Origin of the sequence: Hyphomonas sp. TMED31 (assembly GCF_002172815.1) — a bacterium.
GTDB classification, from domain to species: Bacteria; Pseudomonadota; Alphaproteobacteria; order Caulobacterales; family Hyphomonadaceae; genus Hyphomonas; species Hyphomonas atlantica.
This window is the reverse complement of the sequence record NZ_NHCK01000003.1, coordinates 1-16,794: the sequence shown is the minus strand read 5'-3', so window position 1 is coordinate 16,794 and position 16,794 is coordinate 1. Positions and strand designations below refer to the sequence as shown.

General features: G+C 56.7%; 10 protein-coding genes, 1 tRNA gene and 1 pseudogene. 5 read left to right on the top strand and 7 right to left on the bottom strand.

The window, feature by feature from the left end:
• A pseudogene (locus tag CBB91_RS00590) lies at positions 1–828 on the top strand (cryptochrome/photolyase family protein); the annotation flags it as partial.
• 57 nt (positions 829–885) lie between these two features.
• Here the strand turns inward: CBB91_RS00590 and CBB91_RS00585 are convergent.
• The gene (locus CBB91_RS00585) at positions 886–3,180 is read right to left on the bottom strand and encodes an AsmA family protein (RefSeq protein WP_273011074.1); all 2,295 of its coding nucleotides are present in this window, start codon (positions 3,178–3,180) and stop codon (positions 886–888) included.
• Positions 3,181–3,339: 159 nt separating this feature from the next.
• Between CBB91_RS00585 and CBB91_RS00580 the strand changes: the two genes are divergently transcribed.
• Both CBB91_RS00580 and CBB91_RS00575 read left to right on the top strand, forming a co-directional pair.
• Positions 3,340–3,416 (top strand) — tRNA-Asp (locus tag CBB91_RS00580).
• A gap of 129 nt (positions 3,417–3,545) precedes the next feature.
• Positions 3,546–3,845, top strand: coding sequence for a DUF6538 domain-containing protein (locus CBB91_RS00575; protein ID WP_273011071.1), 300 nt, complete (start codon positions 3,546–3,548; stop codon positions 3,843–3,845).
• A gap of 94 nt (positions 3,846–3,939) precedes the next feature.
• Here the strand turns inward: CBB91_RS00575 and CBB91_RS00570 are convergent, their stop codons facing one another.
• From CBB91_RS00570 to CBB91_RS00550, 5 genes are all read right to left on the bottom strand, one after another.
• Positions 3,940–5,346 carry an MFS transporter gene (locus CBB91_RS00570; RefSeq protein ID WP_273011069.1) on the bottom strand — a complete coding sequence of 469 codons (1,407 nt, stop codon included), beginning with the start codon at positions 5,344–5,346 and terminating at the stop codon, positions 3,940–3,942.
• Positions 5,347–5,672: 326 nt separating this feature from the next.
• Complete coding sequence (locus CBB91_RS00565; RefSeq protein ID WP_273011067.1) at positions 5,673–7,028, bottom strand: M24 family metallopeptidase; 1,356 nt, start codon at positions 7,026–7,028, stop codon at positions 5,673–5,675.
• A gap of 20 nt (positions 7,029–7,048) precedes the next feature.
• Positions 7,049–8,317: a Xaa-Pro peptidase family protein gene (locus CBB91_RS00560; RefSeq protein WP_273011065.1), complete on the bottom strand. Its 1,269-nt coding sequence runs from the start codon at positions 8,315–8,317 to the stop codon at positions 7,049–7,051.
• Positions 8,317–9,762: a M20/M25/M40 family metallo-hydrolase gene (locus CBB91_RS00555; protein WP_273011062.1), complete on the bottom strand. Its 1,446-nt coding sequence runs from the start codon at positions 9,760–9,762 to the stop codon at positions 8,317–8,319. Before CBB91_RS00555 ends, CBB91_RS00560 begins: the two co-directional genes overlap by 1 nt.
• 87 nt (positions 9,763–9,849) lie before the next feature.
• Positions 9,850–11,511, bottom strand: coding sequence for an alpha/beta hydrolase-fold protein (locus tag CBB91_RS00550; RefSeq protein WP_345906683.1), 1,662 nt, complete (start codon positions 11,509–11,511; stop codon positions 9,850–9,852).
• 418 nt (positions 11,512–11,929) lie between these two features.
• On the opposite strand from CBB91_RS00550, the gene CBB91_RS00545 reads away from it, so the two are divergent.
• Together CBB91_RS00545 and CBB91_RS00540 are read left to right on the top strand one after the other, a co-directional pair.
• Positions 11,930–14,941 carry a TonB-dependent receptor gene (locus CBB91_RS00545; protein WP_273011059.1) on the top strand — a complete coding sequence of 1,004 codons (3,012 nt, stop codon included), beginning with the start codon at positions 11,930–11,932 and terminating at the stop codon, positions 14,939–14,941.
• 246 nt (positions 14,942–15,187) lie between these two features.
• A complete protein-coding gene (locus CBB91_RS00540; protein WP_273011057.1) occupies positions 15,188–15,988 on the top strand; it encodes an IclR family transcriptional regulator C-terminal domain-containing protein in 801 nt (266 codons plus the stop codon).
• On the opposite strand, the gene CBB91_RS00535 is transcribed toward CBB91_RS00540, so the two are convergent.
• A partial coding sequence (locus tag CBB91_RS00535) for an MFS transporter (protein WP_273011054.1) occupies positions 15,962–16,794 on the bottom strand: 833 nt, incomplete at its 5' end. The genes CBB91_RS00540 and CBB91_RS00535 overlap by 27 nt on opposite strands.

Below are 16,794 nucleotides of genomic sequence, written 5' to 3'. Positions count from 1 at the left end.
GAGGCTGCGCGAGATGCGTTCATTTCAGATATTCTTCCGGGGTTTGGGGACTATCAGGACGCGATGGCACAGGAGGAGCCGTGGATGTGGCATTCGATCCTGTCGCTGTATCTCAATGTGGGGCTACTGGACCCGCTGGATCTTTGCAAGCGCGCCGAAGCCGCATGGCGGGAAGGGCGCGCGCCTTTGAACGCTGTAGAAGGGTTTGTTCGTCAGATCCTGGGATGGCGCGAATATGTGCGGGGGCTGTATTGGTACAAGGGGCCGGAATACAAGAACAGCAATTTCCTGAACGCACAGAATGATATGCCGGAGTTCTACTGGACTGGCGAAACCGATATGGCCTGTATGTCCGACGCAATCCAGCAAACCATCGAACATGCGTATGCGCACCATATTCAGCGCCTGATGGTTACGGGGAATTTTGCGCTGCTAACAGGTATCCACCCCGATCAGGTCAACAACTGGTACATGCGCGTTTATGCTGACGCCTATGAATGGGTCGAGCTGCCCAATACGCATGGCATGGCAATATTCGCCGATGGCGGCGTGATCGCCTCCAAGCCCTACGCAGCCAGCGCGAATTATATCAACAAGATGTCGGATTATTGTGGCAACTGCCGATACAATCACAAGGGGCGGGTAGAAGACGACGCTTGCCCGTTCAACGCACTGTACTGGAATTTCCTGATCCGAAACCAGGAGGTGTTGCAGACTAATCCGCGCATGGGTCTTGTCCTCAAGAATGTTGACCGACTGAGTGACGACGACCGGAAGCAGATACAGGCGCGTGCAGCGAGTCTGATGAAGTCATTCGGAATGTGTTGAGGCGCACCACTGGCGGAGTGGCGCGCTTCGGTTTCATCATTGCTCAGACATTCTGAATTAGTCGTCAGTTTTCTTCTTGTTGCGATTGCTGAGCAATCCGCCAAGTGCCTGAAGCGCAGCGTCCTCCGCGGAAGTCGGCGCGTCTTCATCGGATGAATCCGTGTCACCTTGCGCGCCTCCAACACCCAACAGCCCGTTAATTACAGACTCTGTGCCCCCTGAACCTCCCGCTTCAGTCAGGCCAAGTTCCTGCAACACACGTGATCCAAGCTCCGCCTTCAGGGCATTGGTGACTCCGCTGAGGTCAGGGGTAACTTTGGGATTGTCCCAAGCGCCGGATATGCGCACCGGCACGGGAATTCCATTCAGCTGGACAACGCTTCCTTGCCCCTGAGCAGCCTTGTCCACGCTGGTGGCAAGCCGCAAATCCATTGACTGACCGGCCAGATTGATTTGTCCGCTTCCATCGATTCCCAACACCGGGTTCAACAGCTTCATGAGATCAACATTGGCCACCCCGTCATTGATGGTGAGGACCGTGTCAAAGCTGGAAAAATCCGTCTCCGCATTTTCTGACAAGGCTTCGCTGAAATTGAGGTTCTGCACTGATCCAGTTGCCACAGCCTCTTGCAGCGTCGACGCGCTGCGTACCAGGGCAGCCACGTTCAGCCCCTTGATCACGCCTTCGGAGAGATTGGTCGATACCTGACCATCCAGCGCGTTCATGATCTCATCAATCGAGCCACCGGTAGACTGCGCAGAGACCTTGAACTGTCCGGTTCCTGTCAGACTGTCGAAGCCTGCCAATTTACCGAGCAGATTGGACACGGCGACGTTCTCGCCCTGCATGTCGAAATTCACCTTGGGCGCGGTGGGGCGTGCATCCACTGTAAGCTTGCCAAGCCAGTTGCCGTTGAACGCCTTGAATTGAGAGAGGTCTGCAGTGAGGAGCCCATTTGAGAGATCCACCTCCATGACTGCATCGGTGAGCGTGATGTCGCCGATCGTCAATGTGCCAACCTTCAGGTCCAGATCGGCATTCACTGATTTGAGGCCAGACAGGTCAAGTGGCTCGTCGCTCCATGGCTGGATGCCCTTGGACGTCGTTGATGCATCCTGTTCCGGCTCTCCCATGAAGGGCGTCAGGTCGAGCGTTGGCATGTCCAGATCCCCGATGATGCGAGGTGTTGCTGCCGAAAGGTCTATGCCAGCCTTTCCAGTGCCGCTCAGCTCATCAAGCGAGAGAGACAGATTGTTTACCATGATGGAATTGAAACTGCCCGCGGCCGCGCCCGATACGGCAAAGGACTGAAGTGTGTCGCCCGGCGCCAATTCAGTGTCAGCGGCTGCGAGCAAGCCTCTCAGCTCCTTGCTTGAAACCGATAGATTGCCACTGATTGAGCCATCTCCGGCGAGGGACACGTCACCAGCATATGATGCACTCAGCAATTCACTAGAATGTGACAGGTCCAGCCCTGTGAATACCAAGGCATCAAATGGGCCATCGGCCTGACCTGAAATCTGAACCCGTCCAAGTGCATCCTGTGCAGGCAGCTCCAGATCGAACTGGCGAGCCAGCGCCGCCACATCGGATGAGGCGATATTGAATGCCCCATCAACGCTCGGCGCGTCGCCCAATTGTACGTTTCCGTCATAGCGGATGTCGCCCAGTTTGGACGAGAGTTTGAACTCTGTTGTTGCGGGCAGATTACTGGTCAGCGCTTCCGGTGTTTCCAGTCGAAGCGACAGGTCGAACACCTGATTCTGGAACAGCCCGCTTGCCTCTGCGGACAAGGGCTGGTCCATGCCGCGAAGCGAAGCCTGAAGATCAAAGTCTGTCAGCTCATACGTTTTGCCCGACTCGTCATCCTGGAATGTCAGGGACGCGTTCTGCAGGACCGCCGACGCAATACCTGCATCGAAGCCGCCTCCGGAGTTTTCAGTGGTCTCAGAAGGGGTGTCGCTGGAGGCGAGTTCCCAATTCGTGCTGCCATCCGCTTTTCGCTGGAGGAATACGTTTGCGTCTACGAATGCGATTTCCTGAACATCCACGCGTCTGGACAGCAGGGGCATCCATTTGACGGATCCACGCAATTCGCCCGCCTCAATCATGTATGGAGTCGCAAAGCCATCGGGATTCGCCACTGTAACTTCGGACACCGACGCAGCGATTCTTGGAAACACAGAAATGTTCACATCGCCCGCCAGAATCACTTCCCGCTGCAGCGCATTCGTGGCGGCGGTCTCGATCTGCTTCTTGTAGACAGACTTCGGAATGAAGAAAGGCACTGAAAATGCAGCAATTATCAGCAGGAGTAGGACGCCGGAGAGGATGACAAGAACGCGTTTCATGGGGGAGCCTCAATAGTGGAGCGGCAGGGGTTCATGGGAATATGGCCGGGGAATGACACCTTTATACAGAAAAGTACAAATTCGCGTGAAGTTCCCCGCTTGACCGGCCATCCGGGGTCTAATAGAGAAGCGGCTCGCCGGATTGCGGCAAGGAAATGCGCGGGTGTAGCTCAGCTGGTTAGAGTGCCGGCCTGTCACGCCGGAGGTCGCGGGTTCGAGCCCCGTCACTCGCGCCATTTCTCTTCAGATGGCGACTGCCAAATCCCTTGAAATCATTGAAAGTCTTGGAGAATCTGCGGGTCTTCCACGCCTTTCCGCCGGTCGTGCACCACAAAATGCAAAACTTTTTTGCACTACAAACGGCGATGAAGCATTTCTCACTCGGATCAAGATTTCTAAAGGATCGCGGCGGTTGGTGGCACTATGTGAGGCGGGTTCCGGCTCGCTTCAAAGACGTCGACAGACGCGGCCTGATCCAGATCGCCTTGCGCACCCAGTCTCTCGAACTGGCCATGATGCGCCGCAACAGTTTGGCAGAAGCCGACGCCGCCCTCTGGAACAGCCTGGCTCTCAAGATTGAGGGCACGCAACGATCAAGAAGCCGGGCCGGACAGGCCGGCGTGCTGATACCGGAACCGCAGCGCTGCCAAAATCCGCAAGGCTGATTTGAGACCAGGCTGACGCGCTTTTCTGTGCGAGCCCGAAGCATCCGACAGATCCACCCGGTCCGAGGCCTTCCCGTCGCGTGCACATGGTTGTTTAGTCAACAACACCGCGTTCGAGCTGCGTCGCATAATGCTTGCGTGTGACATAGATGAGGGCAGTCGCGGGAACGAGCACGGCGAACGAGATGATTGCCAGAGCCGGCCCCAAATCGGNGGGATTGGCCGATATCGACGACAACCAAGCCACGAGGGGCGGGCCCAATCCGAGACCGATGAGGATTGTGCACATGAACATGATGGCAATCGCTGTAGCGCGAAATCTGGCTGGAACGGTGAATTGATTGGAGATGACGATTAGATTACTGCAACCCGTCAAACAAAACACCATGANACCAAGACAGATCAGTGCGCCAATCCCGTTTGTCTGGATCGCGGCAAGGCCAGCCGCAGCACAGCCAAGCGCCGCGCCAGCACTTGCGACAAGGACCAAGCCATCGCGGATGCCGTTTCGGGTGAGGCTCTCAGCCAGGCTCGAGAAGGCCAGCGTCCCAATTACGCTGCAGCACAGACCGGTAATTCCATAGGACAGTCCCGCCTGCTCGACGGACCAGCCTTGAGAGCGATGCAGGTATTCCGGGACCCAGGCGCCGAAGGCGAAAATGACAATNGTAATGAGGCTGGCTCCCAGGAACAGGCCGCCAAAAAGATGGGTATGCTGGAAGAAAAAGCGGGTAACCTGCGACAGGCCTGACGCCTCAGTGGTCTCGTCTCCGTCACGTACAGGCTCAAATGTGGTTGCGAAAAATAGGATGCCGATCAAGAGTCCCGGTACGCCAACGCAAAAGAATACCACCTGCCACACGCTGAAACGGTCGAAGAAAACCGACCCATCCGAGGCCGCCCATCCGAGNACGCTCGCTCCGGCGATATAGGCGCCATAGGTTCCCACATTTCCAGATGCCGCGTAGATGGCCGACGGCAAAAACCTGCGCTCCGGTGTGAACATGCTGCCAATCATCGAATAGGCCGCCGGTGACAGGACAGCTTCCCCGATCGCAACGCCCATGCGGAGCAACACGAGCGCAATGAACGTGCCTGCGAGACCGGACCCTATCGTGCAGAGGCTCCAGATTGCCACACCGGCCAGGATCAATTTCTTTCGATTGCCCCGGTCCGCCAATCTNGCCGCCGGCAGGCCGAGAAAGCCATAGAAGACGGCAAACGCCGCCCCGAACAGCAAGCCGATGTGCGCATCGCCGACGTTAAAAGCGGCTTTCAATGGCCCCACGAGCAAACTTGGAATGATCCGGTCGATATAGGAAATAATGTAAAGGCTGGACAGAAGACCGACAGTCCACCAGGCGCGCCAAACCTGAGCCGGTCCAGGGACGTTGTTCAGTTGGCGCCCGAGGGGCGGTTCATTGTGTGACGTTGCGTCAGCTTGGGCGCTCAACCCGTTCCGGGGCAGCTCTGTTTCCTTTGGAAACCGGTAATCTGCCATGTTCAGCGTATCATCCTTCCAGCGAGAGGAAGGCGACTGTAGNTTACTTGTCGGATTGTCAGCNGTTTGCGCCGAACTATCCCGCTATCAGCTGTGAGATCTGGCATGTNCANNTGCAGTATCCAACGTGTTGAATGCGTTAGATGACACAATGATGCCCAATGGCACAAGCGTGCAGTTTCTGCTCAGCACTTCGCTGAACAGAATACTCCCTCAAAGTGGGGGGTAGCTTGCAGAAATTACCGGCCGGGCATGTGCAATCCTGAAGGGGACCAGGTTGCGAGCCCGGCCGGAGGTTCATCCGGTGAGCGGGATGAAGGGAGGAATCAGTCGGTGGCGCTGCCGATGAGGTGAAGCCGTGTTTGGCGCCCATCAATGTAGCGAACGGTCTCGCCGTCAAAGAATGCATCTTCTTCCGTCCGGAAGGTAATTTCCTGGCCACCCCATTCAGGGACAGCGGTCTTGGCATACAATTCGATTGACCAGGCCGTGTTCGGGCGCAGGCGATACTCACCTTTCTCNGTNGGNCCTTGATTGTCCCAGAATCCNATNGAAGGACCAGCNCCATGGCCGTGATTGCCNAGGGGGTGAGTGTAGATGCTGGGCTCAAGGCCNTGGGCGATTGCCTTCTCTCGGGCATTTTTCAGAATCTCGTTCCCGGAAAGCCCGGTCACAAAGGATGATGTAAGCGCATCCTGCACGTCATTGCTCGCGCGAAGACCGGCTTTCAGCCCTTCNGGGGCATCGGTCTCGCCCTCTTTCAGGACATAGGCCAGATGTTGCGTGTCAGTGCTCAGGCCCATGTAAACGATGCCAAGATCAATCCAGAGAAGGTCTCCTTCCTGAATGATCGCATCGCCCATCAATTCCTCATCTTCGCCTTCACGGAATATATGGACAGAATTGTGAAACCAGGAGTCGATGCCGAGATCTGCCGTCTTCTGTCGAGTCCACCAAACGACGTCGTCAGTTGTCGTAATGCCGGGCGTGATCACCTTGTTGGAGAAGGCTTCGCCAATGATGCTGTGAGCCGTGCGCACAATGTCGTCATAATATTCCATTTCGGCCGGAATACGCGTTTCGAGCCAGCCGATTGCCAGATCGAAGCCTGAGACAAGACGTGCCTGATACACCGGATCGAGCGCGTTATAGAGATCCGTATACTGGCTGCTGGTAAGGCCGTCAGCAAAGGCAGACACCGACGACACATTTATCGCAATATTCTTAGGGTCGCGCTCGGCGACAATTTCCGCGAAGCGTTCCCATTGGTCATCGCCGTCTTCCGGTACCCAGGCTGGTTCGAAGAAGCCGCCAAGGCCGTAACGGCTGACTGTCAGGCGTTCAATGTCCTGGCCTTCGCCCGGATCATTGAAAACAAGGATGGTCCGGCGGCGCGCGTGCAGGCTCGTTGCGTTGAGCATCGTATCAACAACGGGATCTTCAAGATATTCTCGGGCCACGAGCACCCACATATCTATTCCGTTTTCACGCATGAGTTCTGGAACGACCGTGTCGAGGCGTTCGCCAAGCCATTCATCGTGCAGCTTGGCACGTTCGCGAAGGGACAGGATTTCCGGAGTTGCTGGGGAAAGACTGACTTCACCCTGGGTGGGCTCGTCGGCCGCCGCTGTGCCACCTGACAAAAGGGCGAGGGCAGACAGTCCGTAGATCAAATTGCGCATTGTGAATCTCCTTCAAGGGATCAGCCGAAAGGGGCGTCGAGAGTGTTCGGGGGTTGGGTGAAATAGACTGGGCCGTGCTGGCTCATATAGAAGCAGTCTTCGATGCGGACGCCAAATGAGCCCGGTATGTAGAGACCGGGTTCATTGGAGAAGCACATGCCCGCAGCGAGTGGTGTCCGTTCACCATGAACAAGGTTGATCGGCTCATGGATGTCGAGGCCGATGCCGTGTCCGGTTCTGTGTGGCAGGCCGGGGGTCGCATAGCCGGGGCCGTAGCCAAGGCTTTCATATAGCGCGCGCACAGCATCGTCCACGGCGCCGGCGGGGGTGCCGATCTGCGCAGCCATCATGGCCGCCTCCTGTCCCATGCGAACCTGTCTGTACACGTCCCGGTGCTTTTTCGTCGGTTCGCCGTAAACGAAGGTCCGAGATATATCCGCGTAGTAGCCGTCGACCCTGCAGCCGCAATCCATGAGAACGACCGAACCGGGTTTCACGGTTTCCCGAAACTTCGATCCGTGAGGCAAGGCCGATCCTTCATTGATCTGGACGCCGCCCGACGGGGCGGTGCCGCCATGTTCTGTGATCGCCGCGCTCATGATCATGAAGATGTCCTGACCATCCATTCCAGCTTCGATCTTGCCGGCAATGCTGCGATAGGACGTATCGACGATATCCGCTGCCTCTTGCAGCAAGGCCAGTTCCGGAGCCGTCTTGATCATGCGGCAGGCGCTGACCAGGGTAGTAGCGGATACGAGGTTGAGCGAGGGAAGTGCGCTCTGAAGTCCGTCTACGGCGAAATACCGGACGGTCTCTTCGATCGCGACCGGGCGATCCCCGAGTTTCTGTTCCTGAATCCATCCTGCAACGAGCTTGTGGGGATCCTGGTGTTCGTTCCAGATACGAACGTCTCCCGGGACCACAAGCATTTCGCGGATCGAGGGTTCTTCAAATTCGGGCGTCACAATACAAATCTCGCCCTCTGCCGGAATCAGGGCCGCAGTCAGTCGTTCGCTTCGCCACCAATTCACCCCGGTGAAATAGAACAGCGACGCGCCTGCTTCGATGAGGGTGGCCCCAATGCCTTGCTCACGCATCAATTGTTGAAGGCGGGCCAATCTCGATGCGCGTTCGGTCGGGCTGATCGGGTCCGCGCGTTTGATGGGATCGGGGTTCGGCTCGGTGTGAGCACACGCTGACTGCGCCGCGGTTGACGCCATCAGCGCGGTGCCGCCCGTAGCAACAAGGAAACTGCGGCGGTTAAGCGGGGGGGAGGCCATGTTTCGCATCAGCCCTGACCTCCTGCGAGGTCCTTGAGCAGAACATCCCAGAAGATCAGCTGATCGAAATAGGATTTGATCGGAAGACGCTCATCGATGCCGTGCGCGCGGAAGTCATCCGGACGCACGAGCGTGATTGCACCGGCACCGTAGGTCGGAATGCCTGCCGACCTGAACTCCCGGCCATCGGTTCCGCCNGACGACATGGAAGGCTTCACAATCGCNCCCGGCTGGACAACTTCAATGGCGTTACGCAAGGATTCAAAGAGGGGTTCATTTATCGGTGACACCGGGCTTTCAACCGGGNCGCCGAGCACCTCAATGGACAGGGCTGAATTGTCTATCACATCGGTCAGAGTCTTCTGGACATCCGCGACAGACGTGCCTGGCAGGATGCGGCAGTTCACGGTCAGGCGGGCCTGCTGCGGGAGTGCATTCTCTGCAGTTCCGGCTGCCAGCATGGTCGGCACACAAGTCGTTGAAATGAAATGCGTGCTGACGGAAGACGCATCCACAATGGCCCGGGCTTCCGCATTCGATGGATCTCGTGTCAGGGTTTCAAGGGCCCGACCGAATTCGCCTCCTTCGGTTTCTGCGAGATCCAGAGCCATTTGCCGAGAGATGTCGTTGAGTCCGACAGGAAATTTGAGGGAACGGATTCGGGTAATCGCATCTGCAATATCGAACAGGGCGTTGTCTGCGCGTGGCGCAGAGCTGTGCCCTCCCTTGTTTGCAGCCGTGATGTGAAACGTTGCATAGGTCTTCTCGGCAGACTGGATGGAGAAGGCTGGATTGTCGCCATTTGCGTCAACGGATCCGACTCCTGCGTCAGAATTCAATGCGTACTCAGCATTCTCCACCCAAGGATGGGTCGTCAAAAGTCGCGTCGTATTCATTCCGGTTTCTTCATCACCGGAAAAGGCAATGACGAGGTCCCGGTCAGGCTGGAATCCCTCCCGCTTCAGGCGGATGAATGTCGTGACCAGAAGCGCGACCCCCGCCTTGTTGTCGACCGAGCCGCGGGCATAGATATAGCCATCCTTTTCGACCGGGACGTAAGGGTCGGTTTGCCACAAATCTGCGGAGGCATCGACCACATCCATATGTGCGATCAGCGCGATGGGGCGCTTGGTCGATCCGGCGGGTCCCTTGTAGCGCACGACCAGGCTGGCGACGGTCTCGCCATCGATCTGCAGCGTTGGGATGTCGATGTCTTCGTCACGGAACCCGCCTGCGCGCAGACGGTCGGCAAGAAGCTCCGCTTGTGGTTTGGTTTGTGCGAAACCCTTGACGGTGCGAAGTTTTAGAATGTCTTCCAATATGCTCCGGGCGAGCGTGAAGTCGGAGCTTTCGATTTCGACCTCAGCCGTGTCAGCGNGCACAACAGGCGCGGNCATGCCCCATGCAATCGTTGACATACAAGCTGCAGCAGCAAGTCTGGTGATGAGTTTCATGATGTCCTCNTATCGGTCTGTTCTGGGGCAGATCACCTCCCGGCCCGCTGACATGGCGTCCGGAAGGTGTCGCAAGGAGCAGCGCGTCTAGTAGCGCCAGCTTTCGAGATCCGCGCCGTCTGGCGCCGAATCTTCNATCCGTTTGAGGATTTTCGGCACATACATCCAATTGTAGCGCAGACGTGAGACCGCGTTTGGAAGATCTGGATCGCCGTTCCAGCAATGCTCGTCGCGGTCGCCATATGTCACCTCGCCCTGATAGGGCGGATCGGTTTTGTTGAGGAAGTCTTCCATCAGATAGACGGCATTGTTGAGGTAAAAATTGTCCATGTCGCCGGTATAGATATGGATCTTGCCTTGCAGTTTCGGGCCAATCTCTGCCCAGTCACGCTCCAAGATGTATCGGAGGTCATAGTTCTCGCGCCAATACTCTGCGACGTCGTGATTGATCTCGCCTGTGCGTTTGTCCCAGATGCGCTGTGGGTATCCATCGTCCCCATTGGGGGAATACACGGCCTCCCAGACATCCCATTGGGCGCCGGATCGGGTTTTGTCACCCAGAACAAGTTCCCAGCGATTCTCCATTTCCACCGTGTACGGGACTTGACCGAGATAGTTGCGTTTGCCCGGCTTCGCCACTTTTCCGAACGGTCCGAAATTGTAGTAGGCATTCTCCTCTTCATATATGTCCGTCAACATGAATTGGCGGAAATCGATCGGATCGGGGCAGGCTGCAAAGGCGCCATTATACTCGTCTGGATACTTGACCTGAACGGCCAGGGCTTCCCACCCGCCTGTCGACCCACCGTAGACGAAGCGTGACCAGCCTTCGCCAAGACCGCGAAATTTCTCTTCCAGAGCTGGCACGAATTCATAGGTGATGGCATCCCCATAGGGGCCGATGTTCGCGGAGTTCACCGCGTAGCTGTCATCATAGTACGGATTGGAATGGTCGATTTCCACAATCAGCATGCGTGGGAAGTCGTCGGATGTCCATTTCTTGTAGAAATCGTATGCCTCCTGCTGTTCGATACGATTGTAGCANGGCTCATCNAAGCGTTCGCTGTACTCGCATTCCAGGTCCGGGTCCGGTGGGGATGTGCGGAAGCCTCCGAAATCAGCCGGGAAGTGGCCGTGGAAAATGATGAGCGGGTATTCGGCTTCCGGATGGTCATCGAACCCCTCCGGCACAAGCACATGACCGCGGATGAAGACATCAGTTCCCCAAAAGTTTGACAGCTTGTCGCTGCGAATCTTGAAGTGACGAATATATTTCGTGTCCTGAGGTTCTTCGATTTCCGGCAACACCTCGTTCAATGAAATCGAAATGGTATCGCTTCCTTCAGGGTCAAAGCTGACCTTTCTTGGCTTGCTGATCACATTGCCGGGTTCAAGTCTCCAGTTCTGGCCGGCGCCGCGCGCTGCCGGAAGCTTCACGGTTTTTCCGTTTGAGAGGTTGAACGTGTCATATTTGTGCAGGACGGCCTGCACGTAGTAATCACCGGCCGGGACACCCTTAATGTCTTCGGCTGGAAAACCGAGGACGCCCGTGCCGATCTCGACAGACCCGCCGGGTTGAAGGCTGTTTACATTGACACCGAAAATCTGTGGCGCGTCATAGGACTGCTTTACCTGGAACCGCGGCTCCTTTTCTCCGTCAGGCGTGATGATGAGAAGGACGCGACCATCATGCGCCTCGGTCACGGCTGTATCGGACAATTGGATCTCAAACGAATCGGCGTGTGCCATGCCGCTGGTGGCGGCGATCAAGGCAGCGAAACCGACGGAGCCGGCAAGGTTCTTTAAAGTCACGGAGTGTCCTCTCATAATTCTGTGCGCGGAGTTAAATCGGAATTCGATCCGCCCTCTTCCCTGGTGCGACTTTACAGGCGGGGCGCCTGCCTATGTCAACAAAAAAGTGCGAATAGCGACCAAAAGTGCGATATTTAGATTGTGGAGGATTGGGGTGGTTCATTCTTGGGCTATGGGTGCCTGAGCACCGGGCAAGTCCATCGTAATTGGTGGTGAAGCCTACAAAATGTGGTTGTTATCGGCGATTTCGGTTGACACGACCTGTGACAATGATGTGAACGTGATGTCGAACTAAAAGTACGCATAACGCACAAAGTTCGTAAAACGCACACAAGTGAAGACTATGGGGGTCATCATGTTCAATAAACTTAATCAGAATTCGCGTGATAAGAAAGCGCACTTCAAGCGACAATTTTTCCTCGGGGCGGCTTCTGCCCCCATCGCCGTGGTCTTGGCGACGGGGTCCATGCAGGCCTTCGCTCAGGAGGGAGTCGAGCGAGTAGAAGCCGAGGCTGAGGCGAGCAAGGTCGAGCAGACGATCATCGTTACCGGCTCTCGCATCAAGAACGCAAATCTCGTGTCTCCGAGCCCGGTCACCACGGTTGGGGCCGATCAGATCCAGGCGCGCGGCACGGTGCGTGTAGAGGATATGCTCAATACGCTTCCGCAAGTCTCGCCATCAGAAGGCGCGGGGCGTGCCAACGAGGCGGCGGGAACGGCAAATGTCGACTTGCGCGGTCTGGGCGCTGAGCGGACTCTCGTCCTCGTCGACGGACGCCGGATGCCATATGGCTCTCCTGTGTCTGCTCCTGCAGACCTGAACCAGATCCCGTCAATGCTGGTAGAGCGCGTTGAGGTGCTGACAGGTGGAGCTTCGGCGGTTTATGGCGCGGATGCTGTCGCCGGTGTTGTGAACTTCATCATGAAGGATGATTTCGAGGGAGTGATGGCCGATGTGCAAATTGGCGCCTTCCAGACTGCAAACAGCAACAATCGGATAGAGCAAACGCTGCGAGCTTATGACCAGCCGATTCCGGGGTCAACAATGGATGGTGAGTCCATTGATGTGAATCTTGTATTTGGTTTGAATGGCGATGACGGTCGCGGCAACATTACTGGTTACTTCAATTGGAAGAAGCAGAATGAAGTCCTGCAGGGAGAGCGCGTCAGCAGTGCGTGTGCTTTGGGCTACAGCAACGACATGTTTACCTGCGGCGGCTCAGGCACCACCAATCCAGGGCAGTTCACAAGCTTCGGGGGCGGGGACGTCCCATTCTCCTTCACGCTCGCCGAAGGGGGCGGCATTCGGGATTACAATCCGGACACGGATACCTACAACTATGCGCCATTGAATCACTTTATTCGCCCCAACGAACGATTTTCATTTGGCGCGATGGGGCACTATGACCTCACCGATGCGGTTGAGCTTTACGGATCATTCGCTTTCACCAATGATCTCACGACGGCGCAAATTGCACCGGCTGGAAACTTCTTTCAGACCAAGACAATCAATTGCGACAATCCGTTCCTGACGGACGAGATGGTCCAGGTGATCTGCCTGAATAATGGGTACAGCCCGACGGCCGCTGACCTCGAAGATCGTGTCGCCCCCCTTCAGATCGGCCGCCGCAATGTCGAGGGAGGGGGTCGTCAGAACGAAACCGAGCACACATCCTTCAAAGTGCTTGGAGGATTCCGCGGAGACCTGGGCAGTGCTTGGTCATACGATGTGTACGGTCAGTACTCGAAAGTCATGTACTCCGACAGCGCGGCAAATTTCTTCAATCTGGACAAGGTTGCGAATGCGCTGGAAGTCAGGATTGATCCGGATACCGGAGCGCCAGCCTGTCAGGTGGCCATTGATGGAACCGATCCGAGCTGTGTCCCGTACAATGTGTTTGAGCTTGGCGGCGTAACCCAGGAAGCACTGGATTACGTTCAGACCCCGGGGTTCCGGGAAGGCGAGGTGACCCAAGAGATCTACAGCGCCGTGCTGACAGGTGATCTGACCGAGTATGGCCTGGTGATGCCTTGGGCGGAAACAGGGATTCAAACCGTATTCGGCGCAGAATACCGTGATGAGTATCTCGTGCAGACCAATGACGCCCTGACCCGCGAAGGCAAGCTCGGCACAGCCCGCGCTGACGTCGAGGGTGGTATCAGCGTTTACGAGTTCTTCACCGAAGTGCAGGTGCCACTGGTCGAAAGCCGTCCCGGAATCGAGGAGCTTGCGATCAATGGTGCGTATCGTTTCTCTGATTACTATGAGACGACGGGAACCCAAAGCACATACGCGTTGGGTCTGACTTACGCGCCGGTTTCCGATTATCGCTTCCGGGCGCAGTATCAGCGCGCGACCCGCTCGCCGAATCCGATTGAACTCTATGCGCCGCAATCGCCATTCGAGTTTACCCTACCGGTGAACGCGAATGGCTTGTATGATCCTTGCGCAGGCGCCAACCCGGCGCGTACGTTTGAAGAATGCGCGCGCACAGGCGTTACCGCCGCCCAATATGGCAACATAGCTGATAACCCTGCGGCCCAGTTCCGGAATATCAGCGGCGGCAATCCGGATCTCGATGTGGAAAGCTCGGATACTTACACGATCGGTATGGTCGCATCTCCCGGCTTCATTCCCGGGCTGAACGTGTCTGTCGACTATTTCAGCATCAAGGTTGAAGACTTCATCGGGAGCGTCCCTGAGGAGCAGGCGCTCAATCAGTGTCTCACGACCGCAGATGAATTCTTCTGTGGCCTTATCAATCGGGGCTCGAATGGTGAGCTCTGGGCGAGTGAGGATGCGTTCGTGATTGCCACGAAACTCAATACGGGCTCGCTGGAAACGTCCGGGATTGATGTTTCCGCGAACTATGCCTTCGACATCGGATCGTACGGGTCGCTGCGTGTGGATTATCTGGCAACCTTCCTGCACTCGCTCGACAAGGAGCCGCTGCCGGGCCTGGATATCATTGAATGTGCGGGGTATTTTGCGTCCACCAATGCATCTTGCGGCACGTCCAAGCCGGAATACCGGCACAATATCCCGGTGACATGGACGACACCGTGGGGCGATCTGACCGCTCGTGCAACCTGGCGACACATCGGATCGGTCGACCTTATCGGATCGACTGCGAGCAATGCCAACACGGTATTGGACGCGCGTGATTATCTCGACCTTTCCCTCCGGGCGACTGTTCGGGACGGTGTCGGAGTGCGGTTTGGTGTGAACAATGTGTTCGACAAGAACCCGCCGGTCAGCACGAATGTCGGCTCAGCTGGCGGTTCGTTTGGCAACGGAAATACATTCCCGCAGGCCTATGACGCACTTGGCCGATACATTTTCGCCGGCGTGAACGTCAAATTCTGATGCTGGCGGCGGACTGAATTGAATCGGGTGAGGGCGCGATGTTCGGGCCCTCACCTTCATCGCGTCCTGGTTCCAGCTCTGAGCCAAATCGGGAAGGTATTAAATCCGGCGCGCACAAATCGCATCTGATGCGGCAGAATTGTTTGCAATATCAGTGACATATTTTAGTCTTTAACCGTTGAGGCGTAACCTTCGCTGCGCGCCAACACTAATTTGCCATCGGGTTCAGGTGGGGAGGGAGGCATCGTGCCGGAAAATATGGAAGAGCATGTCGAGGATAGTGACCGCGACTATGTGGCGACCCTTGCGCGGGGCCTGGACGTAATCTGCGCCTTCACGCGTTACACCCCTAAGATGACTCTCAGCGATGTGGCGAACGCGACCGGCATGACGCGGGCCTCAGCGCGGCGGATATTGCTGACGCTTGTAAAGGAGGGGTATGCGGAGAAAACGGACCGGGTGTTCTCGCTTCGCCCCAAAGTGCTGCAACTCGGATACTCCGCACTATCGTCAGTCGGGATTTTGGATGTGGTGCAGCCAGTCATGAATGAGCTGACGCAATCCACTCAGGAATCCATCTTTGCGGCAGTGCTGACCGGGGATGATGTCACCTATCTTGCAAGGTCCACGCCGGACCGGGTGATGTCGGTCAGTTACAATATTGGAAAGCGCTTGCCGGCCTATGCTGTCTCTACCGGTCGCGTGCTGCTTGCATACGAGCCAGAAGAAGCGCTCGAGCAATATCTTGCGCGCGTAGATCTGCAGCAATTCCAATCAAAGACGGTGGTGTCAAAAGTCAAACTGCGGGAGATTATCCATGAGACGCGGCAACTTGGATACTCCCTAGTCGATGAAGAATTGGAGCCAGGTGTCCGATCGCTTTCAGTGCCAATACGCGATGTGAACAATCGCGTCATTGCAGCGCTGAATGCGTGTTGTCCATCTGTCCGGTTCAGTGTGGATGAAATGCGCAGTCAGCTGGTTCCGAAACTTCTGGAATCCGTTGCGAGAATCAATCGGTCATTTGTAAACGGAGCAAGTTCCTGAGCCTGTGCGAAGCTGGCAACCAGAGCCGCGTATCCTGACCCATTGTTCCGGCCTGGAAACCTGCTGAATGTAAGGCTGGCGTGACCACATGACCAGGCCGGCAGACAGAGGCAGCGTCATGCCCGCGAGCAAGGATAGGGCGGGTGCCAGTCCGCCGGTTCCGGAGAACACGCCTTCGGAGAGCATAGCGACGACGGGTGGTCCGAGCCCGAGACCAATCATGGTCGTGCACATGAAGAGGAGCGCAATGGCCGTCGCCCGTATCTCGCCAGGCGCGATGAACTGGACCGACACGACGGCCAGATTGCTGCAGCCAGACAGGGCGAAGATCATGATGGCAATGCCGATAAGCGCCTGCGACGCCTCAGGTGCCAGCGGCGCGGCAATGGCGGCTGTACAACCAGTCAATGAGGCCAGCAGTGCGGCAAGCACGAGGCCATCGCGCCGTCCCCGCTTTCGAAGGAATTCTGCCAGCATGGTGAAGGTTATTGTGCCTGCGGCGGCTGCGATGATTCCGGTCGCCCCGAAGGCAAACCCGGCCTGGCTTATGCTCCAGCCATAGGTGCGCCTGAAAAGCTCAGGTGCCCATGCGCCGTACGCGAACACGATCAGATTGACCCCGCCCGCGCCCAGAAACAGACCAAGATACAACCGCCATCGATGCCGGAAATATGCGATCACTTCACCGAGCGGCTGCGTGGTCGACGTCTCGGCTGAATGACGCCCCGGCCCCCGGGTTGTGAGGAAGAATACCGCACATAGCAGCAGTCCCGGCACGCCCACCGTAAAAAAGACCAGCTGCCAGA